The sequence below is a fragment of the Halopseudomonas pelagia CL-AP6 genome (assembly GCF_000410875.1).
Classification (GTDB): domain Bacteria; phylum Pseudomonadota; class Gammaproteobacteria; order Pseudomonadales; family Pseudomonadaceae; genus Halopseudomonas; species Halopseudomonas pelagia.
The window spans coordinates 26613-53458 of the sequence record NZ_AROI01000005.1; the positions used below are offsets into that span (position 1 = coordinate 26613).

The 26846-nt window shown below is 53.4% G+C and carries 19 protein-coding genes; 11 read left to right on the top strand and 8 right to left on the bottom strand.

Annotated elements, in window-relative coordinates; genetic code table 11:
* Positions 1 to 1885 precede the first annotated feature (1885 nt).
* Positions 1886 to 3325, top strand: a complete 1440-nt coding sequence (gene lnt, locus K787_RS0103825) for an apolipoprotein N-acyltransferase (RefSeq protein WP_022961470.1) — start codon at positions 1886 to 1888, stop codon at positions 3323 to 3325.
* 522 nt (positions 3326 to 3847) lie between these two features.
* Here lnt and K787_RS0103830 read toward each other — a convergent pair.
* From K787_RS0103830 to cadR, 5 genes are all read right to left on the bottom strand, one after another.
* Positions 3848 to 4444: a protein-disulfide reductase DsbD domain-containing protein gene (locus K787_RS0103830; protein WP_022961471.1), complete on the bottom strand. Its 597-nt coding sequence runs from the start codon at positions 4442 to 4444 to the stop codon at positions 3848 to 3850.
* A gap of 22 nt (positions 4445 to 4466) precedes the next feature.
* Positions 4467 to 5651 (bottom strand): protein-disulfide reductase DsbD family protein, encoded by a 1185-nt coding sequence (locus K787_RS0103835; protein ID WP_028614561.1) that lies wholly within the window; start codon positions 5649 to 5651, stop codon positions 4467 to 4469.
* A 559-nt stretch (positions 5652 to 6210) separates the two neighbouring features.
* Positions 6211 to 6723: a signal peptidase II gene (gene lspA / locus K787_RS0103840; protein WP_028614562.1), complete on the bottom strand. Its 513-nt coding sequence runs from the start codon at positions 6721 to 6723 to the stop codon at positions 6211 to 6213.
* Positions 6720 to 7067 (bottom strand): DUF3703 domain-containing protein, encoded by a 348-nt coding sequence (locus tag K787_RS0103845; RefSeq protein ID WP_022961473.1) that lies wholly within the window; start codon positions 7065 to 7067, stop codon positions 6720 to 6722. Before K787_RS0103845 ends, lspA begins: the two co-directional genes overlap by 4 nt.
* Positions 7068 to 7171: 104 nt before the next feature.
* On the bottom strand, positions 7172 to 7579 hold the full coding sequence (cadR, locus tag K787_RS0103850) for a Cd(II)/Pb(II)-responsive transcriptional regulator (RefSeq protein ID WP_022961474.1): 408 nt from the start codon (positions 7577 to 7579) through the stop codon (positions 7172 to 7174).
* Between the two features lie 100 nt (positions 7580 to 7679).
* Between cadR and K787_RS0103855 the strand changes: the two genes are divergently transcribed.
* The 7 genes from K787_RS0103855 (at position 7680) to K787_RS0103885 (ending at position 18713) form a co-directional block, all read left to right on the top strand.
* On the top strand, positions 7680 to 8573 hold the full coding sequence (locus K787_RS0103855) for a cation efflux transmembrane domain-containing protein (protein WP_084671927.1): 894 nt from the start codon (positions 7680 to 7682) through the stop codon (positions 8571 to 8573).
* Positions 8574 to 9270: 697 nt separating this feature from the next.
* A complete protein-coding gene (locus K787_RS0103860) occupies positions 9271 to 11607 on the top strand; it encodes a heavy metal translocating P-type ATPase (RefSeq protein WP_084671928.1) in 2337 nt (778 codons plus the stop codon).
* A gap of 585 nt (positions 11608 to 12192) precedes the next feature.
* Positions 12193 to 13443 (top strand): TolC family protein, encoded by a 1251-nt coding sequence (locus K787_RS0103865; protein WP_022961477.1) that lies wholly within the window; start codon positions 12193 to 12195, stop codon positions 13441 to 13443.
* The gene (locus tag K787_RS0103870) at positions 13440 to 14894 is read left to right on the top strand and encodes an efflux RND transporter periplasmic adaptor subunit (RefSeq protein WP_022961478.1); all 1455 of its coding nucleotides are present in this window, start codon (positions 13440 to 13442) and stop codon (positions 14892 to 14894) included. Before K787_RS0103865 ends, K787_RS0103870 begins: the two co-directional genes overlap by 4 nt.
* The gene (locus tag K787_RS0103875) at positions 14891 to 18046 is read left to right on the top strand and encodes an efflux RND transporter permease subunit (protein ID WP_022961479.1); all 3156 of its coding nucleotides are present in this window, start codon (positions 14891 to 14893) and stop codon (positions 18044 to 18046) included. The genes K787_RS0103870 and K787_RS0103875 overlap by 4 nt, the downstream gene beginning before the upstream one ends.
* The gene (locus tag K787_RS0103880) at positions 18043 to 18399 is read left to right on the top strand and encodes a copper-binding protein (protein ID WP_022961480.1); all 357 of its coding nucleotides are present in this window, start codon (positions 18043 to 18045) and stop codon (positions 18397 to 18399) included. The genes K787_RS0103875 and K787_RS0103880 overlap by 4 nt, the downstream gene beginning before the upstream one ends.
* A gap of 134 nt (positions 18400 to 18533) precedes the next feature.
* Complete coding sequence (locus K787_RS0103885; protein ID WP_022961481.1) at positions 18534 to 18713, top strand: hypothetical protein; 180 nt, start codon at positions 18534 to 18536, stop codon at positions 18711 to 18713.
* Between the two features lie 162 nt (positions 18714 to 18875).
* Here the strand turns inward: K787_RS0103885 and K787_RS0103890 are convergent, their stop codons facing one another.
* From K787_RS0103890 to K787_RS0103900, 3 genes are all read right to left on the bottom strand, one after another.
* Entirely contained in the window at positions 18876 to 20279 is a 1404-nt protein-coding gene (locus K787_RS0103890) for a heavy metal sensor histidine kinase (protein WP_022961482.1), read from the bottom strand.
* Positions 20276 to 20950: a heavy metal response regulator transcription factor gene (locus tag K787_RS0103895; RefSeq protein WP_022961483.1), complete on the bottom strand. Its 675-nt coding sequence runs from the start codon at positions 20948 to 20950 to the stop codon at positions 20276 to 20278. Before K787_RS0103895 ends, K787_RS0103890 begins: the two co-directional genes overlap by 4 nt.
* A gap of 735 nt (positions 20951 to 21685) precedes the next feature.
* The gene (locus tag K787_RS0103900) at positions 21686 to 21901 is read right to left on the bottom strand and encodes a DUF2790 domain-containing protein (protein WP_022961484.1); all 216 of its coding nucleotides are present in this window, start codon (positions 21899 to 21901) and stop codon (positions 21686 to 21688) included.
* Positions 21902 to 22190: 289 nt separating this feature from the next.
* Here K787_RS0103900 and K787_RS0103905 point away from each other — a divergent pair, with 289 nt between their 5' ends.
* From K787_RS0103905 to K787_RS22085, 3 genes are all read left to right on the top strand, one after another.
* Entirely contained in the window at positions 22191 to 23507 is a 1317-nt protein-coding gene (locus tag K787_RS0103905) for an OprD family porin (protein ID WP_022961485.1), read from the top strand.
* An 823-nt stretch (positions 23508 to 24330) separates the two neighbouring features.
* Complete coding sequence (locus K787_RS0103910; protein ID WP_022961486.1) at positions 24331 to 25743, top strand: TolC family protein; 1413 nt, start codon at positions 24331 to 24333, stop codon at positions 25741 to 25743.
* On the top strand, positions 25740 to 26846 hold the full coding sequence (locus K787_RS22085; RefSeq protein WP_022961487.1) for an efflux RND transporter periplasmic adaptor subunit: 1107 nt from the start codon (positions 25740 to 25742) through the stop codon (positions 26844 to 26846). Before K787_RS0103910 ends, K787_RS22085 begins: the two co-directional genes overlap by 4 nt.

Sequence of the window (26846 nt, forward strand, 5' to 3'; positions counted from 1 at the left end):
AGTTCCAAGCATGCTCTAGGACCTTTCTTGACCCTCTGTCCGGTAGAGAGTTCCTACTACTACTTTTGGGTTTGATGGTCCGGAGGTGTGAATGTATAAAGCTTGTGGGGACGCGGGCGGCTGCGGTAACGGGTAAGTGACTCCTCACCCGAATAGCTCTTCATCGACCGGCAGGTCGATCAGTATCTATGACGTGCTTAAGCTCGATTGCCCCTCGGTGGAGCGATTGATACGTCTTGCTCTGAGCAGCTTCGACGAAATCTGCAGCTTGGCTTTTAATCTGGTGGATGGTCATTCAACGACTTTGCACAACGGCTCGGACGACGCTATCACGAACGAACCTTTGCCCTCAGACTAAGAGCATCTCTGAGAAAAATCGAGATGCGGCTTGTGAAGATAGTCGGGCCACCGAGGACTCAGCTTATTCAGGCGCCGAAAAACATGTGCGCTCGGCGTGTTGCTAGGATTAATGCATCTATGTTTGTCGCCGAGCTGGCTACCGGTTTGATAGCCCATTCCGTTGGATTGATTGCTGATTGAGCTCCTAGACGGCCATGCCGTCGGTCGGTAGCGCCGCATGGACGGGTTGTTTGCTTCGGTTGCAGGCAGACCTGTCGTCGGACTGTGTTCTAACAGGTCTGAAGAGGTTCGGGTTGTATCTACGCTTGAACCGATGGCGGCTATGCACCGCGTTTTCGACTTGCAAGGAGCCTGACCTTCGCGGACGCAAACTGCCTGTGACCCGGCCAGATTGCGGAGTGCTGGAAGGCAAACGTTCGGCTATTGCTTGCAGAATTGTAATTGTTTGGAAGTGATACAAATGTAATAAAGGCGGTCCAATCAGCTGAATGTTGCGGTCTAACGATTCCCGCTAACGTCCGGTGCGCTTGAGAAATTGTTTGCAGTCATGGAGTAGAACCCGATAAGCAATGATGTTCTGGCAAAAATAGAGGAGAGTAGCTACATGATGCAGCAATATAGGACGGAAAGCTGTGGACGGAGCACGTGCTCTGGACGCTAGCCAGGGCGGTGTATTTTTTCGATCTGGCGCATCTGACAGCGCGCCGGATATCCAGGCTGGCACGGCATTCTGATAATCGTACCCGCCGGCAACCTGGTCTGCTTATTATATAGCGTTTGCGTCCTGGCCGACCGAAAAAACCGGTCTCGCGGGTTTAAACAAAATATCATTGAAGTATCACCCACATACAAGAGGCTGAAAATGCCGCGCCCCTTGGTGAGTAGCCGAAATATAATGCTTCGCTCAGCATTTCAATAAGCGCCATTTCACACAAATATTGTAGACTTTAACGAACTTTCTGATGATAGCTTGTATTCGCTTGGTATTCAGACCGTCCAGGGTGTTCTGATGACCGAAGGCAAATTCGAGAGGAATAACGGCGGATTCTTCAGGCCTTGGTCAGTCTAGGCTTCTCGGATTGGGCCGCGGTTACCGAATTGTACGCGCATCGGTAATTCCATTGGCACTGCCCTCGCCGCGAGGCGCAGCCCGAGCGGCGTGCGCGTGACCTAGTGATGGGTCTTCTATATTCGGCGGCAATTCATTGATATCTCCACGGCGGGCCATCACAATCACCACCGATTCATTTCCGGGTCCGGTCGTTGAGTTATGAGTAGGTAGCAATGTGTTGTTGCGCGTACACAATCATCTGGAGGAGTCGATGTCAGTTTACTCGCACGGAATCCTGCAATGGGTTGATGGGCCTGAGTTGAGCGGAGCAAGAAGACATGCGCTACAGGCTTGATCTTGGCTTTGGAGGCGAGAGCATTGGATGATAAGTGTGCACTAACCTCCGACCTAACCTGGGGAATGCGCTGCAACACGTTTCTAAAAAGGGTGATGGCTTTGCTAGCCGGAGGCACCATGCCGCTTGCATTTGCTCCTGTGGGTTGGGCATGGATTGCAGTGATTGCTCTCGCCGCACTATTTGTCCTGGTCTCGCAACCTTCAAGACGTCAGGCGCTATGGTCGGCTTACCTATTTGGTCTTGGTTACTTCGGAGTTGGTGTCTCCTGGGTCTACATCAGCATCAGCCAGTACGGCAATGGGATCGTGGTAGCAGTTACCGCCACAGCGGCCCTAGTCTCGCTGTTAGCTCTCTTCCCATGGGGCGTTGTGTATCTCGTACGCCGTCTGCAACTCGAGATGGATGCGACGGCGCTTTGGTTGGGGCTACCAGCGGCATGGGTCCTGAGTGAATGGGTGCGCACCTGGTTTTTAACCGGCTTTCCTTGGCTTTTACTTGGGTACAGCCAGACCGACACCACCCTTGCCATTATCGCTCCTGTCTTTGGCGTTCTTGGCGTGAGCTTTCTGGTGGCCTTACTCGCTGGCGGGCTTGCGTGGGTTATTTTGGGCTTAAGCCTGTGCCGTGCGACGGTAGGAGCTGCCGTTTTAATCGTTACTCTCGCCGGCTTGCAGCTTCTGGATCGGGATTGGACGCAGCCAGCCGCCGACCCTATTAGTATTGCCCTCTTGCAAGGAAACATTCCGCAAGACAGGAAATGGGACCCGGATTCCCAGGTCATCACACTTGAGCGCTATCAGGCGCTTACAAAGCGGCATCTCGGGGCCGATATGGTGCTTTGGCCAGAAACGGCAATCCCGATGTGGCATGACCAGGCCAAAAAATATCTTGCTGAGCTTGAGGCCTTAGCCGATCAAGCAGGCACCTCATTAATGATTGGGGTCCCGGTCCGTGAGACGGATGGCCGCGCCTATAATGCTGTGGTAAGCCTCTCCGATCCCTCAGGCTTCTACTACAAACGCCACTTGGTGCCCTTCGGTGAGTATGTTCCGTTTCGGGAGTTTTTAGGTTCCGCCCTCGACGTGCTCGGGACGCCCATGTCCGATTTCACACCGGGACGAGAAGCACATGTACTGAATATAGCAGGGGTGGCTGTAGGGGCGCTCATCTGCTACGAGGCGGTCTTTGGCTCAGAAGTCACGGAACTTCTGCCCGAAGCACAGCTGCTGGCAAATGTCAGCAACGATGCCTGGTTCGGCCGTTCAATCGGGCCTCTCCAGCACTTCCAAATGGTCCGCATGCGTGCCATCGAAACCGGACGTGACCTACTGCGAGCTACTAACACGGGTGTCACAGCAGCTGTCAGCTACGAGGGAGAGATCCTTGCACGAGCTCCTCAGTTCCGCGTAGCTAGCCTCAGTGCGAAAGTGACCCCCCGAACTGGCGCTACCCCTTATGTGCGCTGGCAGGATTGGCCTATCCTCGGCGCGATCGCACTCGTACTTGGTTTGCTCCTACTTCGTCGAATTCGGAGGTATCATCGGTTAAATACATGACGGTCACCACTCTCATAGTGGGCAGACTCTATATCGGGGGAGGAGGGGTTGTTCTACCTGTGGCAACTGGTTTGCAGGAAAAAGGCTCAAAAGCAACCCTGACCGATTCGGTCGATAGAACGCTGCGGCCAAGAGACTGCAAAAGAGCTTATGCGGACCAGGTGGCGTCCAAGGTTTGGAGGCGATGCGCACCGTAATCGAAAGGCCCTTTTCATGGGAGACTCGCGCCCGCTAGCGTGTAAGAACTAGGAGAGTTGAGCGAGGTCCGTTGTTGGGAGTATGCGTAAATTTGGCATCCCGGAGAGTGGGCCATGGAAACCGCAGGTTTACCATCGCTGACCAGGAAAAGGCGTTGCCGACACCATGATGAGCGTTGCTGCCCGTTTTGTGGTTCGCCCGCCTCAAAATGTGAACGGTGGGCACGTTATCGAACTGCCCAGAGCAAGCAGAACAATCGAAAATACTCTGAATCAGTTGTTCGCAGCGATTCCCAAACTGAGTCGTTACCGAGGGTCGTCTTGCTTATTGTCGCGTGATATCGTCCAGGTTCAGCGCAACGGGCAGATCGGTCGGTGCTAGACAAACACCCTCATCACTGCAGGCTTGCACCCGTACAATCATTTCGAGCCTGCCTACTTTTTCCAGCACAGCGGTGTGTTTTTCGTCTGGTCGCAGCCGGATAATTGCACCATCGTCATACACCACAAGGGGGATGTCAGCCAGCACAACGTCACTAACCCGGCCTCGTGGGTACTGCGTCGGAATTTCGAGCGCCTGGCCGTTGACCGAAGAGCTTACGACAGTGGGAATCAGGAAGTCCGACGAGGCCGGGTTTGCGTTCACATGCCAGCCCGGCTCAATATTCAGTGTCACAACGAAATCACCCTTCCTCCCCACCATTGCTGCCGCTCCTTTCGCAACAGTGACACGGATTTTACCAGCGGAATTTGCCAACCCTGTCCGGGTCGGGATCGGGATCGGGATCGGGACTTCAGGCTCGGCATGTTCAGTTTGGGCAGCATGAAGATTGTTTCCGTTTCTGTCGGTCATCACGAACGCAGCGATCGCAATCACAAATACCACCACTCCAGCCAGTACTCCTTCGCGTCGAATAATCATGATCGGCCTCCAGTATTTAAGGTTATGGGCTTTTGGTGCGACTTATAGCGGCGACCAAGCTGTCTGTGTCAAAAAGCCCCGTGAAACGCGCGATAACGGTGCCGTTGCGGTCAACAACCACCGCGAAGGGTAAGGCCTGCCCGCCGGTAGCAGTTAATAGCGCGTCTTTTTCAGGGTTGCTTACTGTCACGTCAACTTGTATTGGCACCATTTCGGCGCGCCGCACAGCATCGGCCACCGCGGCCTCCTTATAGACCGTGCGCTCAAGTATCTTGCAGTTGATGCACCAATCGGCGGTGAACTCCAGCAAATATGGTGTATTTCGGGCTTTTGTCTCCGCCAGTAGTTTTGCGGAGTAAGGTTGCCAAACGACTTCGTTTCCGCTGCTGCCCGGGGGGGATGAGAATTCAACAGTCATCGCAAGGGCAAGACCTGCCGCCGTTGTGGCGATCACCCGAACGGTACAACCACCTTGCACGAACCGGCGGGCACCCCAAGCCAGCACTAGTGCCAGCCAAGACCACCATAGCCAGGGATAAACCGCTTTGGGCACCAGGCTCGCGGTGAAAAAGACGGCTGCGGCCAGCAAGACCAACGCGAGTACTTCTCGAACGGCCAGGCTCCAGGGTCCCGCCTTGGGTAACCGGCTCAGCCAATCGGGTTTGAGCATTAATACTGCGTAGGGGAACGACAGTCCGAGGCCGATACTGCCGAATATCCCCATAATTACCGGCGCCGGCTGAGTAACGGCAAAGGCTAAGACTCCGCCTAGGAAAGGGCCCGCGCAAGGCGCGGCCAAAACAGCACTCAATAACCCCGATAAGAACGGTTCAAAATAGCGCCGACCATAGGTAGAGGCGGCGAATGCCGGAATCGGGATGGGTACATCTATCAAGGTGATCACAGCAAACCCGACCAACAACGCGACAAGAGCACCGACGAACCCCGTAGACTGAAACAAAGTGCCCCAACTCCACTGCAGAAGTGCGGTCAGCCCGCCCAACGTCAGGAAGAACGCGAGTGTTCCTGCGATGAACGCTAATGCGGCCAACACGCGGTGCGATCGTTGGCTGCCTGCCTCTCGCAAAATGATCCGGACCTTAATGGGAATTGCAGGCAAAACGCAAGGCGTCAGGTTGAGCAGCAAACCCGCCACTGTCGCCATTAAGATCTGACCGCCGACGTGTAAAGAGGGAATTTGATCCATCACTTAGGTATTCTCAGCCCCTTCCGACGCTTCCTGGTCGAAGCCCGATCTGTCGCTGCCATTGGCCACTCGCATCCTTAAACAGCACATTTTTCTTGTGCCCATATCTCTTCTCATTATAAACGCCGTTTCTTGAGCTGCTGGCAAGCGTCAGCAAATGGTAACGATTATCGCATCAATTTAAGGCATGACGCAGAGCTGACATAACGTTGACCTTTTACCCGAAAACCGCACCAGGCCCGCCGGGGCAACCATGGTTACCTTGCGTCTTCGGTTTATAGTGGTGACTATCATCGGATAGGGCAACCAGCCAGACAGAAAATGCTCGACACCAGCACTGACGTGGTGTTTAAGGCCTGCGGCGATGCAGATGGCTGCCCCTGTTTGTATGCCCAACGGGGTTTTAACCGATCCAGCTGAATCGAGGCCCGCAGAACTCTGATGCGCCTGATGGTGGTATCACTCCTGATGGCCGGCACGGCCATGAAAAAGATAACGATGCCGTGCCCTATCTAGGCCTTGCCTGCCCAGCGTACCGTATCCGTTGACGGTGAGCCTTTCATTTTTTGACTCTGCCGGCTTCCGCATTTGGGCTTAGCAAACTGCTCAGGATCAACATGGCGGCGCCACCGACAATAGCAATATCTGCCAGGTTAAACGCAGGCCAATGCCAGGACTGCCAATAAAAATCCAGGTAGTCGATTACATGTCCTCGAAGTGCGCGATCAATCAGATTTCCAACTGCCCCGCCCAAGATAAGGCTATAGCCTAGGGCTTCATTGTTGGGTCGGGGTTTACGAAGTATCAGAGCCAGCACTATCGAAACGACCAAAGCTATGACGACGAAGAAGTAACGCTGCCAACCACTTGAGTCTGCCAGGAAACTGAACGCTGCACCGGTATTCCAGAAATGAACCAGATTAAAGAACGAGGTAAGAGGGATTACGGTGCCGACCGGGAGCGAGCCCGTAATTGCGCTTTTCAACGCTTGGTCGGCCGAGGCAATGGTCAGCGATAGCATCCACAAGAACCAGGGAGCAACAAAAGATGACCTTCTCGGAGGCGAGCTCATCGCGTTTCTTCTTGAAGAAGTCGCTGCAGCTCAGGTGAAAGGGGCATCGGCGCAAAAGCACTAACCCTCGCGCGTTCGCTGTTTCCGAACGGCACCCAGATCTTCGAGAACAGCAGGGCCGCCATGATTCGCGGTACTTGGCTGAGCACCTCCCGAAAGTCGCGCAACTGCCAGCCGGCCCTCAGCATCAGCCAATGGCTCTGAGCATGAAGAATAGGCATTCGCTGGCTCAATATGTGGGCTCGCTCCAGCCAGGAGAAAGCCTCGGTTGGCGCCTCTTCATTAAGTGCTTTCCGGGCCTCGCAGAACGCCTCATCAATGGCAATGCCGAGAGCTGTATTCATCTGGATCTCACTTACGCAGTATATGCCCAAGTGAACACCCTATAGCCGCTATAGGGTCAAGCGCTATGGATTGAGACGACGCAAAAAATGGCTTCATGTCGGAATTACGAAAGAGGTTTGTCGTCCCCCAGCAGCCCCGAAAGTATCCCGCAGTCCAGGCTTTGTCGTCCGTTATCGCAGCAGCCTCGCAATGTCACCAGCTGGTTTTCGAGAGCCTGTAAGGATGCGATCTGAGCCCTTACCTGGGTGATATGTCTATCAAGGAGCTCATTGACCGCAACGCAGGGTTGCTGCGGCTGTTCCTGATAGCTTTGCAAAACCCCAATTTCTTCCAGTGACATTCCAAAAGAGCGGCATCGGCGAATGAACAGCAGTTTGTCCGCATGGTGTGCTTTATAGATTCGATAGCCATTGTCCTGGCGATTAGGTGGTGGAAGCAGTCCCCGACGTTCATAAAAGCGAATCGTCTGAATGTCCACTCCTGCCTGGTGTGCAAGTTGGCCGATGCGCATGGTCTGCTCCTTGGTAAAAAGTCATTGTATCCGGCCTTGACCCTATAGCTACTACATGGTCTTAAATCGATGTAATAACGACCTATAGGAGAGGCGAATTATGACTTCTTGTGATAAATCCTGTGACTGTGGCCCTGACCCGGTAACCACTGAAACGGCAGCCGCGCCTTCGAATGAAGGAACTTGGGTCAGTAGTTTCTCTGTACCCAAGATGGATTGCCCTTCAGAAGAGCGAATGATTCGGCTTGCTCTCAATGGCTTTCCTGAACTCAATTCGTTGGAGTTTGATCTGAGCACCAGACAGGTACGCGCTTTCCACGACGGTCCTGTTGATCATATCGCGACCAAGCTGGAATCACTTGGTTTAGGGGCAACGTTGCTCGGTACTCAACCGGTCAGTCAGGACGCAGCTTCGGCCAATAGCGCCAGTGAAAAGGAGGCTGCTTCAAAGGAGGCTGGTGTGCTCAAAATCCTGCTCGGTATCAATGCCGGGATGTTTATCGTCGAGATGGGTACAGGCTTGATTGCTCATTCGACGGGTCTAATCGCCGACTCCCTGGACATGTTTGCTGATGCTGCCGTCTATGGCCTTGCTCTCTTTGCGGTCGGTCGGGCTGCGCGGCTGCAGGTTCGCGCTGCGCACCTGGCGGGTTTGTTTCAGATCGTGTTGGCTCTGGGGGTACTGGTGGAGGTGGCTAGACGTTTCATCTACGGCAGCGAACCCGAGTCGTTGCTTATGATGGGGATCGGCTTAGTTGCACTCGTAGCAAACGCCATCTGTCTCTTGATGATATATGGCCATCGCGAAGGCGGTGCACACATGAAAGCGAGTTGGATTTTTTCGGCCAATGATGTACTAGCGAATATTGGCGTTATCGCCGCAGGAGCTCTGGTTGCGTGGACAGGCTCTTCCTATCCAGATTTGGTAATTGGTGCGGTCGTTGGCATCATTGTACTCAACGGTGCACGTCGAATTCTGGCATTGAAAGCCTAACTAACCTGATGAGAGTCACACTCGCCTTTGCTAACAGAGACGCGTAGCTCGCGGACTTTCCCCAGTGGACTTCCAAGGGTTATGCGGGAGGTTATTCTAGAGCCTGCATCCAAGATAGAGAGGAAGGGCTTTGCAGCCGATCCGCCAAATGGAACGAGAGTCGACGTGGCCCATCGCCCACCTGACGTCTTTCCAGCCGACCTGGCTCATCAACAACTTGATGCGCCCACCATTTGCGTTGGCGCAGATGGCAAAGCCACAGCGCAGGGTATGGCTGGCGTGTAGCACGGTCGGGCCATTGGCTGGTAGCGCCGCACGGACGGGTTGTTTGCTTCGGTTGCAAGCAGACCTGGTGTTGGACCGTGTTCCAACAGTTATGAAGAAGTTCGGATTGTATCTACGCTTGAACCGATGGCGGCTGTGCATCGCGTTTTCGACTTGCTAGATGCCTAACCTTCGCGGACGCAAATTGCCTGTCACCCGGCCAGATTGCTGAGTGCTGGAAGGCAAACGTTCGGCTATTGCTTGCAGAATTGTAATTGTTTGGAAGTGATACAAATGTCATAAAGGCGGTCCAATCACTTGAATGTTGCGGTCTGACGACTCCCGCTAACCTCCGGTGCGCTTGAGAAGCCGGAAGCTTGGTTTCGCTAATGACTCGTCCGTACCGACTCGAAACGCAAATGGAGGAATGAACATGCCGCCATCCTCAGACTGTCCGTCGCACTCGAAAGCTGACGAACCACGCCGGGAGCTGAACGACCCTGTTTGCGGGATGGTGGTTACGCCAGATAGCCCGTTCCATACAGAACATCAAGGCAAAAGCTACTATTTCTGCAGCCAAGGGTGCCAGACTCGCTTTAAAAAAGAGCCAGCGAAATATCTGTTGTCCCAGCCCTCGGCCTCGCCTTCGGGTAAGGAAGGCAACACCAACTCAGAGTACATCTGCCCCATGCATCCGGAGGTTCGACAGATGGGGCCAGGAAGTTGCCCTATCTGTGGGATGGCCCTGGAACCGGTGTTGCCTGATTTGGACAATGAAACAGATCCGGAGTATGAGGACTTTCGGCGACGATTTTGGCGGACCCTTCCATTCACGGTCCTAGTGACCGGCCTGGCCATGTTTGGTCATGGATTCGGCCTGTTCCATGGGCAATCTCAGAATTGGGTTGAGCTTGCTTTGGCCTCCCCCGTCGTATTGTGGGGCGGTTTACCTTTCTTCGTCCGCGGTCTAGCTTCGGTACGCCAGCGCAGCCCCAATATGTGGACGCTTATCGGTTTTGGGACCGGCGCGGCGTACCTCTACAGTATGGTCGCTACGGTGCTACCCGAGCTGTTCCCTGCATCTTTCAGCGTTGGCGGACGTATCGGTGTGTATTACGAAGCGGCTGCAGTGATCATCTCGCTGACTCTCTTGGGTCAGATGATGGAGCTCAGGGCGCGGTCGAAGACTTCTTCGGCCATCAAAGCCCTGCTGGGCCTTTCGCCAAAAACGGCGAGACGCATCAACGAAAACGGAAGCGAAGAAGATGTTCCGCTGGAGCAGGTGCAAGAGGGGGATCGGCTAAGGGTTCGCCCCGGTGAGAAAGTCCCTGTGGATGGCCTCGTCGCAGAAGGGGAAAGCGCCGTCGACGAGTCGATGCTCACAGGAGAACCGGTACCTGTCACCAAAAGGCCGGAGGACAACGCTATTGGAGCCACGCTGAACACGCATGGCGCCCTGGTCATCGAGGCAACCCGCGTTGGCTCAGATACGATGCTGTCGCAGATCGTGCAGATGGTTGCCAATGCGCAGCGCTCCAAAGCCCCTATGCAGCGGATGGCCGACGTGGTCGCTGGTTACTTCGTAATGGTCGTGGTGGGAATCGCTATTACGACATTTTTCGTCTGGGGCTTTCTCGGTCCTGAGCCTGGATGGGTATATGGCTTGATCAATGCTGTCGCGGTGCTGATTATCGCTTGCCCTTGCGCTCTGGGATTGGCCACACCCATGTCTATCATGGTTGCTACCGGCAAAGCTGCTGGCAGCGGAGTGTTGTTCCGGGATGCGGCCGCGATCGAGAACTTCAAAAAGGTGACAACCTTGATCGTAGACAAGACCGGGACTCTGACTGAAGGTCGTCCAGTCTTCGAATCCTCTGAAGGCTTCGGGTCGTTCAATTCGGAGGAGGTGCTTCGGTTGGCAGCGAGCCTGGATCAGGGAAGCGAACACCCGCTGGCTCACGCAATCGTTGACCATGCCCGGTCTGAAGGTATTGTACTAACCAAGCCGGATACCTTCGAATCAGGTTCAGGCATCGGCGTTCGCGGTCAAGTCGAGGGTCGCCAGCTACAGCTGGGTAATACCGCTTTGATGGAAGAGGCGGGTATCGACGTCGCTCCGCTGAAGGGCAAAGCAGAAGCGCTCCGCCAACGCGGCAGCAGCGTTATGTTCCTGGCAGTCGATGACCGGCTCGCCGGGGTGTTGGCGGTCTCTGACCCAATCAAGCCGACCTCCAAGGAAGCAGTGTCTCGGCTACATGAAGAGGGCATCAGAGTAATCATGGCGACCGGGGATGGACTGACTACAGCGAAAGCAGTCGCGGAGGACTTGGGCATCGACGAGGTATATGGCGAAGTCAAACCTCAGGACAAGGAGCAGCTTGCGTCGCGCTCACAGAACGAAGGCCAATTTGTGGCCATGGCCGGGGATGGCATCAACGACGCGCCTGCTCTAGCCAGAGCGGACGTCGGTATAGCCATGGGGACAGGGACGGACGTGGCGATGAGCAGCGCACAGGTAACGCTAGTAAAAGGAGACCTTATGGGGATTTTGCGAGCGCGCGCCTTGTCGGTCAAGACGGTAGGAAACATGCGCCAGAATCTACTACTAGCGTTTTTGTACAACGGACTAAGCATCCCAATCGCGGCAGGCGTGCTTTATCCTTTCACCGGTTGGCTATTGTCGCCAATGATTGCGGCTTTGGCGATGAGCTTAAGTTCCGCATCGGTTGTCTTCAATGCGCTGCGCTTGCAGCGTTCCCATATCGAATGACTGTGAAATTTGAGACTGACAAAAATGTAATCTTCAGTTCAGTTTTGCGTCAGCGAGCTCTGATACCATCAGTCTCAGTTTCTAGGGGAGAAAAGGGGAGTAGAACCGGGTGCACCCCGCTTCGCTTCCCAATGGCCAGAGCCTATGATGACGTGCAGAAAAGTATTGATCGCTTTGCTTATGTTTCTCGCGCTTCCCATCAATGGGACGGCGCAGGCCATGGCGTTCGATACCCATCACGACATGAGCCCCTCGAGCATAATTTCCGATGTCGCGGCTCCCGAACTGGCAACTCCTTCGCGCGAGTGTTGTGATCCAGACGAGCTCACCTCGGTCTGTGAAAATGGGCAAGAATGTAAAACCAGTAGTTTGCTCCAGCTCGCGCTCGACAAGGTCGTATCACCGACGCTCCCCCCCCGTCCCGCTTTGCTCCTAACGGGTCAGGCTCCTTTTCGAGCGCCTGACATTGTTTGGCATCCTCCACGCCGCTGATTTTGCTTGTGTCACCTAGTTTCGCCTGATCGATAGGAACAGGCGGTCAAGGCACGCCTATGGCATGCGCTAGAACATCAACGGAATCGAGATATGAATCACCGAATTCAACGGGTGCGCAAGTATGCGACCGCCCTGATTATTGGCTTGGGTGCAGTGCCTGGCATGTCGGCCGCACTCACGCTCGAAGAAGCGATTGAGCTTGCCGAACAGCAAGCCCCATCCCTGGCTGCGCGTAACGCGAGCCTGCAAGCTGCCCAGAACCTGGTCACGCCGGCTGGCGAGTTGCCTGACCCGCGTTTGAGCGTCGGCGTACAGAATCTTCCTATCGAAGGTGACTCCAGTCTGCGCTTGGGCGCTGAACGGATGACCGCGCAAATGATCGGCGTTATGCAAGAGGTCCCCAACCGAGCCAAGCGCAGAGCACGCGTAAGGACTGCCGAAGCTTCGGTGGAGCTGGCCCGTGTGGAGCGAACGGTAGAACGTCTGCAGGTTCGTCAATTCACGGCTGAAGCCTGGATTGCGACGCTATCGGCCGAGCAGAAGCTAGGCATTTTCGATGAGTTGTACGCAGAGAATCGTCTTCTGGCACAAGCGGTCAAGGCCCGGATTGCGTCTGGTCGAGGGCTGTCCAGCGACAGCGTTCTGCCTAAGCAAGAAGCGGCTCTTCTAGCAGAAAAGCAGGATGTACTGGTTCGCAATGAAGCAGTTGCCCGTGCGCAGCTGCGTAGTTGGATCGGTGCGGCTGCAAGCCAGCCTCTTGAGGGCAGTTGGCCTGCGTGGCCGGCGGACTTTGACCACTATCGACACAACTTGCACCGACATCCTGAGCTGCTGGCTTTCGATCCCATGCTTGACCGTGCTGAAGCGAAGATTGCCGAAGCAATCTCTGAGAAGAGACCTGACTGGGCGTGGGGGCTGGATTATAAGCGCCGCAGTGAATTCGGCGACATGGTCAGCTTCAACGTCAGCTTCGATCTGCCAGTGTTTGCGGGTTCCAGACAGGATCCGAAAATATCCGCTGAGCGCGCACGCCTGGCAGAAATTGAAGCCGAACGGCAAGCCATGCTGCGTATGCATAACCAGGAGCTTGCTACCGAGCTTGCTGAAATGCAACGACTCGAGCAAGCGCTTGCGCGAGTCGAAATGACACTGCTCCCGCTCGCTGAAGAGAAGGTCCGTCTGGCTATGGCCGACTACCGGTCAGGCAGCGGCGAACTCACCACAGTGATCGCTGCGCGGCAGGAATTTATTGACCTGCGCCTGCGCCGCGTCGAGCTCGCCGGAGAGCGCGCGATGCTCAACGCCCGCCTACATTTTTCTTTTGGAGATACCCAGCCATGATATTTCGGATCAAGCGATTAGCGCTGTTGATTAGCCTGCCCATGTTCATTACGGGCACAGTAGCCGGGATCAGTGTTATTGCTAGTAGCGCTCAGGCTCAGTCTGCCGAGCAGAGCGAGAAAGAAGTGCTTTATTGGTACGATCCCATGTACCCACAGCAACGCTTTGACGCGCCAGGTCCATCGCCATTCATGGACATGGATCTAGTGCCTCGTTATGCCGAGGAGGGTGGCGATAGTGCTTCTATGCTCATCGACCCCTCAGTGACCCAAAATCTGGGTATGCGGGTCACCCCGGTCACTCGGGAATCTATTAGCCAGATCGTCGAAGCAGTAGGCACCCTGGCCTACAATGAGCGTGATGTAGCCGTTGTGCAGGCCCGCAGCGCTGGCTTTGTCGAGAAGATATACGACCTCGCACCGGAAGACGTGATTGCTGAAAATGCTCCGCTGGCCGACCTTCTGTTCCCTGAATGGCTGGCCGCCCAGGAGGAGTATCTGGCATTGCGCGGCATGGGCGAGCCGCAACTGCTTGCTGCAGCGCGTCAGCGCCTGCGTCTTGCCGGGATGCCCTCAGAGCATATTGCAGCGCTGGAGCGTAGCGGCAAGGCCAGCATTAGCTGGACCATCACAAGCCCCATCGGCGGTGTACTGCGCTCGCTTGATGTCCGAGAAGGAATGACGCTGCCTGCGGGAGCATCTCTTGCTCGCATCAATGGTCTGGATAAGGTCTGGCTGGATGTTGCAGTTCCTGAAGCTCAAGCGAGTAACCTGACGATGGGACAAAAGGTTGAGGCCAGGCTGCCTGCCTTCCCAGGCAAAAGCCTGGAAGGCGTTGTCGCGGCGATCTTGCCCGAGGCCAATCTGGACAGCCGGACTGTTCGGGTCCGGGTCGTGCTGCCCAATCCCGACCAGCTCCTGCGCCCCGGCATGACCGCCGACGTCACGCTGAGCCGCGATGAAGCTGAAGCTCTGGTGGTCCCCACCGAAGCACTGATCAGAACAGGTCGGCGAACCCTGGTTATGCTCGCTGAGGATGATGGCAAGTTCAGACCGGTAGAGGTCATGACTGGCCGGGAAACCGATTTCAAGACGGAAGTGATCTCCGGCCTTTATGAGGGGCAGCGCGTTGTTGCGTCCGGACAGTTTTTGCTCGATTCCGAAGCCAGTCTGCGCGGATTGACCGTCGGGCCAGAGCAAGCTCCGGGCACTACCAGCTCAGCCCTACACGAGGCCGAGGGCACCATCGTGGGACTGGAGGACGACATGGTCAACTTGTCCCATGGTCCGTTCAAAACGTTGAACATGCCGGGTATGACGATGGCATTTTCAGTCGCAGATACCGCCCTGCTGGAAGGACTGCAAGAAGGTACCCGGGTCCGGGTCGGCGTCAGCGAAACCGATGAAGGCCTTGTTATCGAACGGATCGAGCAACTCGGAGACCAGCCATGATTGCCAAGATCATTCGATGGTCAGTAACCAACCGGTTTCTTGTGTTGCTGGCGACGTTATTTTCCGTTGCCTGGGGCATATGGTCGATCCAGAACACACCTATTGATGCGCTGCCCGACCTGTCAGACGTTCAGGTCATCGTCCGCACACCTTATGCCGGACAAGCTCCCCAGATTGTTGAAAATCAAGTGACCTATCCGCTGGCAACGACCATGTTGTCGGTTCCCGGGGCAAAGACCGTTCGGGGATATTCATTTTTCGGCGATAGCTATGTGTATGTTCTCTTCGAGGATGGCACAGACTTGTACTGGGCGCGTTCGCGGGTGCTCGAATACCTAAGCCAGGTGCAGAGCCGCCTTCCCGAAGGCGCTGCACCATCGCTGGGCCCTGACGCCACCGGTGTAGGCTGGATCTATCAGTACGCTCTGGTGGATCGCACTGGTCAACACGACCTTGCTCAACTGAGGTCGTTACAGGATTGGTTCCTGCGTTACGAGCTCAAAACCCTCCCCAACGTTGCAGAGGTCGCGCCCATTGGCGGTATGGTCAAGCAATATCAGGTGGTGTTAGATCCGGTACGGATGGCCAGCCAGCAAATCACTCAGCAGCAAGTCAGGGAGGCAGTTGAAGAGGCCAACCAGGAAACCGGTGGAAGCGTGCTGGAACTCGCCGAAACCGAATTTATGGTTCGCGCCTCCGGCTATCTTTCCTCACTGAAGGACTTTCGCAACATTCCGCTAAGCCTTGGCGCTACCGGCACGCCGATAACGCTTGGCGATGTCGCGCATATTCAACTAGGCCCGGAGATGCGTCGGGGGATTGCCGAACTGGACGGCGAGGGCGAGGTGGTGGGTGGCGTAGTGATCCTACGTAGCGGGAAAAATGCCCGCGATACCATCACCGCGGTGAAAGCCAAACTTGAAGACTTGCAGAAAAGTTTGCCTGATGGGGTCGAGGTGGTGACAACCTATGACCGCAGCACACTGATTGACAGCGCAGTGGCCAACCTCAGTTTCAAGCTGCTTGAGGAGTTCGCTATTGTTGCACTGGTCTGCGTCTTGTTCCTCTGGCATCTGCGTTCATCGCTGGTCGCGATTGTCTCTCTGCCCATCGGAATTCTCATCGCGTTCATCATCATGCAGCGCCAGGGCGTTAACGCCAACATCATGTCTCTAGGGGGGATCGCGATCGCGATCGGAGCCATGGTGGACGCGGCGATTGTGATGATCGAGAACGCCCATAAGCACATAGAAGCCTGGCACAAGAAAAACCTCGACAAGAAACTGAAGGGCGCCGAACACTGGAAAGTCATCACCAATGCAGCGGTCGAGGTCGGTCCAGCTCTTTTCTTCAGTCTACTCATTATCACTTTGTCGTTTATTCCGGTTTTCACACTGGAAGCCCAGGAAGGACGGCTATTCGGCCCGCTCGCCTTCACCAAGACCTATGCCATGGCGGCAGCCGCAGGGTTGTCGGTCACCCTGGTTCCGGTGCTGATGGGGTACTGGATCCGCGGTAAAATTCCCGACGAGCATCGCAACCCAATCAATCGTGGGCTCATCTGGATATATCAGCCAGCTCTCGAAGCAGTACTGCGCTGGCCTAAGACAACCATCGTGGTCGCATTCGCTATTTTTCTGACCGCACTCTGGCCGATCTCCCGGCTGGGTGGTGAATTCTTGCCGCCGCTGGACGAAGGAGACCTGCTGTATATGCCAACTGCATTGCCCGGCCTGTCGGTTCAGAAAGCATCGGAGCTGTTGCAGCAGACCGACCGCATGATCAAAAGCGTGCCTGAAGTAAAGCGCGTATTCGGTAAGGCGGGTCGGGCTGACACCGCGACCGACCCGGCCCCGCTGACCATGTTTGAAACGACCATCCAGTTCAAGCCCAAGGATCAATGGCGTCCCGGAATGACGCCTGAGAAACTGGTGGAGGAACTCGACAAGGCTGTGCAGGTGCCTGGGTTGGCCAACCTGTGGATACCGCCTATTCGCAACCGCATCGATATGCTGGCTACAGGTATCAAGAGTCCGATCGGGGTCAAGATATACGGTTCGGACCTGGTGCAGATTGACAAGACCAGCCAGGCGGTCGAGCGCATCGCCAAGACGGTTCCCGGGGTTAGTTCGGCTGTCGCCGAGCGACTCACCGGTGGACGCTATATCGATGTCGATATTGACCGCAGCGCGGCTGCACGTTATGGACTGAATATTTCCGATGTGCAGTCCATTGTGGCGGGTGCGGTCGGGGGTGCCAACATTGGCGAAACGGTAGAGGGTCTGGCTCGCTACCCCATCAGTCTGCGCTATCCGCGCGAATGGCGTGATTCATTGACCGACTTGCGCAACCTGCCGATCTACACGCCGGAGGGAAGTCAGATCACTCTCGGAACGGTTGCGCAGATCAAGGTGACCGATGGCCCTCCGATGCTCAAAAGCGAAAACGCCCGTCTCACTGGCTGGGTCTACATAGACGTACGTGATCGCGACATGGCTGCAGTGGTGGAGGACCTGCGTACCAGAATCGGCAACGAAGTGCCCTTGGACTCAGGCATGAGCATAAGCTATTCCGGCCAGTTCGAGTTCATGGAGCGCGCCAATGCGAAATTGAAGATGGTTGTGCCGGCTACGCTGCTCATCATATTCGTGCTGCTGTACCTCATCTTCAATCGCTTCAGCGAAGCCCTGCTGATCATGGCGACACTTCCATTCGCTTTGACTGGCGGTGTCTGGTTCCTGTACCTGCTGGATTTCAATCTGTCAGTGGCTACGGGCGTGGGCTTCATCGCACTGGCGGGGGTGTCAGCCGAGTTTGGCGTCATCATGCTGCTATACCTGACCAATGCCTGGAGCGATCGCGTGAACGCAGGACATGCGGACAGACCTGCACTTCTTGAAGCGATCCGCGAAGGTGCCGTACAGAGGGTAAGACCAAAGGCAATGACTGTCGCGGTCATCATCGCTGGCCTACTTCCAATCCTGCTCGGCAGTGGTACCGGTAGTGAAATCATGAGCCGGATTGCCGCGCCAATGGTCGGCGGCATGATTACCGCACCACTTCTGTCCCTATTTGTACTTCCGGCCGCTTATCTCCTGATGAGGCGCCGGTCCATTAAGCAAGGCAAACCACGACCTGGAGATTCAATATGAAAACCAAACTGACACTCGTTCTCGCTCTAGCCCTGACCCCGGCAGCCTTTGCCGAAGAGATGAAAGGTATGGACATGAAGCAGAGCATGCCCATGGACAACATGAAAATGGAGCAGTCGAATACTGCGGCGCAGACCGCGAAGGCAACCGGCACCGTGCGCAAGATCAAGCAGGATAAAGGCTCTGTAACCATCGCCCACGGACCCGTACCGGAGCTTCAATGGCCCGCCATGGTCATGGGGTTCAAGGCGACTGTCGAACAGCTTGAGGACCTTCAGGAAGGTGATGAGATCGAGTTTGAATTCACTTCAAAAGGGATGAACTCTACCATTGCGTCGATCAAGCAGCTTTAAAGAAGGAGATGGCTAGCTACCGGGTCGGTACGGTAGCCATCCCGCTCAAGCATTACATAACTGTAAGGATGCCAACAGCTTGTCGTCAGGTTCATACCCGTAAGCTGTACCCATTCCCAACAGAGAGGTGTCACATGAACAAATTTACTAAAGTGCTTTTCCCGCTGGTTCTGGCGTTCGCGGCTACTGCAGCAATGGCCGAAGATGGTAGTGATTACGCAATGAGCGGTGTGCCCGATGCTCAAGCGCCTTCCATGGTGCCTCAGATGGCGCACCAAAACCCATATTGGGTCAAGGGCGACCATCATTGCTGATAGCCTAATAAACGGGGCACTGGAATAATTGAGAGGGCTATATGAATCTTTATAGAAAAAGCCGAGAAGTGGCGATTAAACATCCCTTGACGACAGGCAATAACCTTCAGACCATCAACTGAGTGTTGCACTTAGACCCTGAGACCCCAAGGCCCTTCATTACTATGGGTTTGGAGGCTTGTCGGTCACCGGAAAAATAAGACTGAAAACGGTGACTCCTCCTGGGATGCTACTCACTTTGGCAGAGCCACCATGTAAGCTCATGATAGAGCGAATGATTGCCAGCCCAAGACCTGTTCCGCCTTCTGAGCGTGAACGGCTTGGGTCTACTCTGTAAAAGCGCTCAAATAAATGTGGAAGATGTTGAGCAGGAATTCCTTCGCCTGTGTTAGATACTGCTAGAGAAATGGTCTGCTGTCGTCTTTCTATCGTGAGATGGACATTTGACATTGTTGGGCTGTGCCTGATGGCGTTGGATAACAGGTTTGATATCGCGCGCTGTATCATCAGTCGATCACCAAGGACAATGCCACCGCCGTCCATATTCAAGCCGATCTGCTTTTCTTCCGCTGGAAGACTAAACAATTCAATCAGGCGGGCGGCTTCATGCTCTAACTGTACTGGCTCGAAAGGTATCAAAGAAGCGGGGTGGTTTGTCTGAGCCAAGAATAACATGTCAGATACTATTCGAGAGACGCGCTCAAGTTCCTCAGTACAGCATTCGAGTACTAACTTATACTCTTCTGGTGGACGCTTCTTCGACAACGTAACTTGAGCTTTTCCCATCAGATTAGAGATAGGTGATCGCAGTTCGTGAGCAAGGTCATCAGAAAACTGAGATAGCTGTTGAACTTCGTCATCGAGTCGATGGAGCATAAAGTTAATAGCATGTGCCAAATCACTTAGCTCCTGAGGTAGTTGTTCAGTGGATATCCGATGCGTGAGATCCTGAGCAGACACTAACGATGCGATGTGGCGGAACCGTCTTAAGGGCGTGAGACCTCTCCGTACGATCCACCACGATCCGAAGCCAATCAGTGCTAAAAGTGCGGGGAAAAATAATAAAGCAGATTTGAGGTACATTCCCAATAATGTGGTGTCTTCAAATCTATCTACGGTCAACAATACTTTTACCGCGTTCCCATCGTTGAGCAACATTATTTTCGAAGCGGTCAGGAAATCAGTGCCTTTGTCGTCACTCCAGGCGGTAAATTCACTGTTGTCAGATGCTGATATGTCGGGCAACTTGCGAATTAACGATTCGTCACCTGCTGCAAGCAGGATTGTGGAGCGAGGTTTCAACGTATAAACAGTTAAACTTAAATTATTATGCCCCATCACCATGTCCAGCAGCGCATGGGGATGCTGAAGTAGTAAGCGTGCAGTCATATCGTCATTGAGGCTATGTTCGACTTGCTTTAGTTTGCCAGCTAGATTGTTCTTGGCTATCAAATCAAGCTGATAATTAAGTATAGCGTAGGTTAATATCGCTAGGATGACGACTAGCGCTGTTCCCATGAGGCTTACAGAAAGGCCCAGACGTAGAGATAAACTTGGTGGCTTCATCCTCTGTCCTCTAGCACATAGCCAACGCCTCTTATCGTGTGAATTAACTTTGCCTCAAAAGGCTCATCAATCTTTGCCCGAAGTCTGCGTATGGAAACCTCAACGACGTTGGTATCGCAATCAAAGTTCATATCCCACACTAAAGAAATAATCTGTGTGCGTGATAGCACTTCGCCAGCCTTCCTCATTAACAAGTGCAGAAGAGCAAATTCCTTACTAGTTAGATCAATACGTTGATTTCCTCGATAAGCTCGATGTCTCGCGGGATCTAGTTCAAGATCACTAACTTTTAACACAGAGGATACGGGCATCTGTTCGCTACGCCTAAGCAAGGTGCGAATGCGAGCAAGCAACTCAGGGAACTCAAAAGGCTTAACCAAATAATCGTCAGCCCCCAAATCCAAGCCCTTTATTTTGTCAACCAAGCGTCCCCTGGCCGTAAGCATAATGACGCGTGTACCGCTGCGGCCTCGAATATACTTTAGGACATCCCAACCATCGATTTCAGGTAGATTGACGTCGAGTATGACTAGGTCATAGTCATACTGATTGACCAAGTGAAGCCCATCTACACCATTCGCAGCTTTATCTACTACATAACCACTTTCGCTCAGCCCTTGGTGTAAGTAGTCTGCGGCCTTGGGTTCGTCCTCAACAATAAGGATTCGCATGATAACGACCTTTCTATAATATTCGGTAGTAAGAAACTGTTGTTTTTATATGCGTTTTTTATATGTGTTATACAACAGTATGCTGCTTCCTTCTGGTTCATTTCGCGCTACACAACAGAGCCGCGAGGCGGCCGTATTGTGGTGACAATATGTCGCATTGTATTTGTCGCATTGTATTTGTCGCGTATTTTAGCAGAATTCTCATCTGCATAAAGGTGATAATATCAATAGATAATATAAGAAAAGCTCCTTATTAAGCATTTTTATTTAAGTCGACATTCAGGTTGGACTACGCGACGGCGAAAAAAGGCCGGATTTCCGTTAACTGGCACTACCCTGGGTTCAATTCGGCAAAATGCGTGGACCTCACTGGGTATTTCCTCGTCATGATTTCCTTTTTTTATTCTGTCGCCATGCTAGGCGTAAATTGGTGATGCGCTAGCCCTAGATCGAATCAACCATTAGCGAGTGGTTCCCTGAGATCCTCGTTGCTGAGGATCTTGATGCACCGCTTGCATCATTGGGTCACGCGTATGATTACACCGACCGAATGGCCGAATGAGCGGCCAGATTTATAGCCCTGTGAACTCGTCACAGCTGGAAATAGCCGTGTGATCGCTGGTTCTGAGACTTATTTAGAGTGCCCATAGGCAAAAAGCCAATTAGATAACGATCTTAACTGGCTTTTTGAACTGCTAGGTATAAACAGCGCAGCAATTAGTAAAAATATAATAATTAGTTTTGAGCTTCAGCGCCTTTTTTTGTCTCCTTTTTGAGCTTGCTCTCTTCCTGTTTTGTAACGTTCGTATTATCGCCGTCACTTTGTATATGCAGCGGAGCCCTAGCGGCGGGTACTCCGCTGAGGGCGCGATCACTCCCATCCTCAGCCCACGCGCCAATTGACATCAATGCGATCACAAAGGGTATAGCCAATTTACTGATTGATTTCATAGAACCTCCTCGTTTGTATTTGCAGCAGCTTACAGTAGAGGAGTGACAGCAAGCTGAGCACAAAATGACAAATCTGTTATTAATGTTATTTTCTTAGTATAAACGTCTGCGCGCCCGACATTTATTCGTGACAAAAGTGCCTGGGAATTGTATTTATGTCAAAATTGTAATGGTGCGGTCAGCTAGGTGTTATTTATAGTCGGTATACTAAGATGTATAGCTAAAAGTCAAGTAAAACGGATCCCGATGTCATGCACGGTTGATGTTATCCACGGTTAAGGAGTAGCTGATGAATGTAAGAAAAGTCCTTTTTTCTGCCTTTGTGTTGGGCGTTGGTTCAGGTGGTGCGGTCGGTGCCGAACAGGCCACTGGATTCGTGGAGGGAATCAGTCTCGACGTGACTAATCGAAATTTTTATTTCAATCGTGACTTTCGCAACGGTCAGTCCAGCCCGACAGGTAATGGTTACTCTGAGGAATGGGCTCATGCCATTATCGGAGAGTTCCGGTCAGGTTTTACTGATGGTGCTGTCGGTTTTGGTGTGGACGCTTTTGCAATGCTTGGGCTGAAGCTTGATTCCGGTGGTGGGCGCTCAGGAGCAGGCGGTTCCGTTGATCTGCTGCCTTATGACAGTGCTGGTCGACCCGAAAGCAGCTATTCGAAAGTAGGGGGCGCCTTAAAAGCGAGGCTTCAAGATACCGAGGTCAAGATAGGGGATATATTTCCGCAAACACCAGTTGTTTACTATGGTGATTATCGGTTATTACCACAAAGCTTTCGTGGCCTTAGTCTGGTCAGTACTGATATCGATAAGTTGACTGTCCAGGCGGGACGTCTCCACTCAATGAGTCAACCCAATACAAGTAGTATGCGAGACGATTTTGCCACTTTCTACGCTGGCCCGGTGGATTCTCCCTGGGTCGCCTATTTTGGTGGAGATTATGATCTTAGTCGTAATATAAATGTAAGTCTTTACACCAGTCGCCTTAAGGATGCTTGGAATCAGCATTACGCAGGCACTTCATTTAATTATCCCTTGGCGAATAATATTACTCTGACAGGTGGGCTTAACTATTATAAGGCGGTTGATGAAGGTCGGAAATTATTAGGTCGTTTTGACAATGATATCTACAGCGGAAATGCAGGTGTGCAGTTTGGTCCACACACCGTCACCGTTGCATTACAAAGAAACAGTGGCGACGACGATTTTGATTATTTACGTCAATCCGGTTCTATTTATCTGGATAACTCAATCCAGTATAGCGACTTTAATTCACCCAAAGAAAATTCCCGTCAGATCCGTTACAACTTAGACTTGGCAACTTTTGGATGGCCGGGACTGAGTCTGATGACCCGCTACGCGCAAGGTCGAGATGCAAACTATTCCGGGGCTAATGAGGTATACGTTCGCCGAGATGAGGCCGGTACGCCGTTGACAAACCAAAAACGTTGGGAGCGGAACGTAGAGGCGACTTACGTGCTTCAAAGTGGAGGTATGAAAGGTTTGACATTCAGGCTTCGCCAGGCGACTACCCGCGCTACAGAGTTTGAGTCCGACCTTGATGAAGTTCGTCTTATTGTAGAGTATCCGCTGGAAGTGCTTTGATCGGCTTTGCCGCCGAACAACGCTTTTGGACTTATTATTATCTGACTGCGTCAGCTTTGCTAAAAGTCGACTAGCTAGATTTTCTCGTCATTATTTCGTTCCGATGTTTTGATAATTTAACGACGATCAGCGTCTTACCACCGTATTCGTCTCTTGAGCTTATTTGCTCCTTCCAATGAGATGCTTTAGCGCCTTAATTGGCGCTTTTTTTTGCTTTACGGATCAGTCCCAGCAATGCCGTGCATCCTAACAAATTGATATCCGATGTCAGTGTCCCTGAATTTAGTGGTTTTTGCAGGTCTGAATCATAACCAGGTTATCGAGGCTGTTTTATTTAAGTCAGGTCTTGGTGACTGCGGTTGTCTTGCTGGAAGAAGTTCCTCTCAGCGCGATTGTCCTCCAACTGGTTTTTGTTTTTTCAAACAGGGGCTAACAAAAACGCAGCCATAGAAACCTGAAAATAACAGGATTGTCACTTGCGGTTAACTCTCTGGTTAACCTCATCCGGGATAATGGCTCCACGGATTACATTCGAATACCACGGCGAGAGCGCTATGGAATATCGCGAAATATGGACGAGATGAGGTTAGCTTTCGTACTGTTTGGAGTGAGCACGGAGTTATGCCAGAAGATCTCGGCTTACGCCTAATGATGACCCACCTATATGGATTCGGTGTGAACGCGGATGAGTCTTCGCCTAATGACGAAGCTTGAAAGCGTGAAACGTTGATTGTGAAAAGTCACCTAGGCAGCGTCACTGTGATCTCCATCGAGCTGACCCTACTACATTTCAATTGTTGTTCAACCTAACATGAGGTGGCTTATGCTTGCCCTTTTTTGTTGTCGTCTGCGTGCGTCCGGGTGGTCGCGTCAGGCGAGGCTTTTGCTCTTCGGTAGCATGTTAATGGGATGGTCTAGCTTTGGTTGGCCAGCTGATCGTGATACCGCGATCCTGACCTTGTCAGAGACCCTGGCTCGTGTTCTGCAGTCCAACCCCGAACTGGCTGTTTACCCCTATGAAATCCGTGCAGCCGAAGCAAGAACACTACAGGCGGGTCTGCGACCCAATCCCCGTATCTCTGTGGACGTCGACAATGTCCTTGGCAGTGGAGCACTCTCCGGTATTGACGCAATGGAAACCACGCTTGCGCTTAGCCAGGTAATTGAGATGGGTAATAAGCGTAGCCTTCGACGTGACGTCGGTAGTTGGCAGGGCCAGGCGGTAGAGCGTGACTATGAACTTGCGCGCCTTGATGCTCTGGCGGCAGCTGCAAGCCGCTACCTTGAAGTCGCACAAACCCAGAGGTTGCTGAATTTCTCAAAGCAGATTGTTGAATGGACTCAAGCTTCTGAAGCCGTGGCCAAGAGGCGTTTCGACGTGGGTGGCGCTAGTAGGGCCGAGCTCGGCCGCGCCCGCACAGATTCGATGCAGGCTTCGCTGGAGACTAGCAATCTCGAAGTACGGCTGGCGAGCGCCAAGCGCCGCCTGGCAGGTTTATGGGGAGAGACTGAACCCGATTTCGCTATTGTGGGGGCGGAACTTTTTTCATTGGTGGAAATACCAGACTTTACCCGCGTTCGGGCCCAGCTTGAGCAAGCACCGCAGTTGCAACGGTTCCTGACCCAGCGCAGGTTGCGCCAGGCCCAACTTGAACTCGCCATCGCGGCGGGCCGGCAGGACATTGAGATCGGTGCCGGTTTCAAACACCTTCGAGAAACCAACGATATCGGAATGGTGCTGCAGTTCTCCATGCCGTTGGGCTTGAACGACCAGAATCAGGGGAATATCCAGGCCGCGCGTGAGGACCTCGCGGTACTCGACATGGAGGAGGAGGCAACACGGGTCAGGATTTTTACCGAGCTACGCAACGCATACGCTCAACTCGAACAGACCCGTCGCCAGGTCACGGTTCTGCGTGACGACATACTGCCCGAAGCACGGGAGACTCTGGAGTTGATCCAGGAAGGTTACCGCGCAGGCCGTTTCTCCTACCTTGAGGTCGTGCAAGCCCGACAGCAAGTGCTCGCGGTCGAGAACGATGCAGTTTTGGCTGCTACCGACTTTCACCAGACCCTTATAACCCTAGAATCCCTTACTGGTCAGCCTCTGACGGGTGCCGGACAAACTCTTACCCGTACCAACACCACCAACGGTCCGCCCTCCGAATTCCGTTTGCCATACCTAGATGGGTCCGCTGTTGATGAGCAAACGTCACGACAGGAAAAGTCACGATGAACAAACTATTGAATCTGGTACTTGGCTGTTTGCTCCTAGTTGCGCAACCGCTCCAGGGTGTCCTTGCCGCAACCGATCCTAAAAAGGAAACACAAGCCACTCACGCCAGAGAAAACGCTTCGCATCAGCATGCAGCGGAGGAGTCAGACGCTGAAGCACAGGACTCTGAAGAGGGACACTCTGAGGAGGAAGGTAATCCTGCCGCGGAGGAAGTAGGACATGCCGATCATGCTGAAGAAGTACAGGGTGAGGGCCACGAAAGTCATGAAGACAGCGAAGAGCCGGTTCTGACTCTCAGTGCCGATCTGTTACGGGATTTAGGTGGTGAAATTGCCGTCGCGGACGCGGGTGTCATCCGGCAGCAGGTGTCATTGCCGGGAGAGATCCAGCTTAACAAGGAGGCAGTCACTCACATCAGTCCGCGTTTCGCCGCGAAAATCGTAGAGGTGCGTGCCAAAACTGGTGACAAGGTCAGCGCAGGCCAGACCCTTGCTGTGGCAGAGAGCTCGGAAACTCTTGCACGCTTCAGTCTTCAATCGTTAATCAGCGGCGTGGTGATCAACCGGGAGGTTACTCTGGGCGAGCATCTGTCTCCAAGCGACACTGCCTTTGTGGTCGCGGATATGTCAACTCTTTGGGCCGACATTGCGCTATATCCAAGGCAAGTGCCATTGGTGAAGGTTGGCCAGTCGGTCCGCCTGAGCACCAACTATGGCCCGGAGGCGGTTGATGCCCGTATTGATTATGTCTCTCCCTCGGTAGATGAGCGCACGCGTACTGGCTTGGCCCGTGTGTTTCTGTCCAACGAAAACCAGGCGTGGAAACCGGGTATGTTCGTTCAAAGTGACATAGCCATCGGCGAATATCCGGTGGATGTTGTCGTTCCCGAGAGCGCAATCATCGATTTGGAAGGCCAAACAACGATTTTTGTAAAGGAAGGTGAGCGTTGGGAGCCGCGACCGGTAACCGTAGGTCGCGACGATGGAAAAATGGCAGAGATCCTCAGCGGTCTCCAGCCCGGTGAAAGTTACGTAATCCAAGGCGGATTCGTGCTCAAGGCGCAGCTGCAAAAGAATGAATTCGAATCCGGTCACAACCACTAG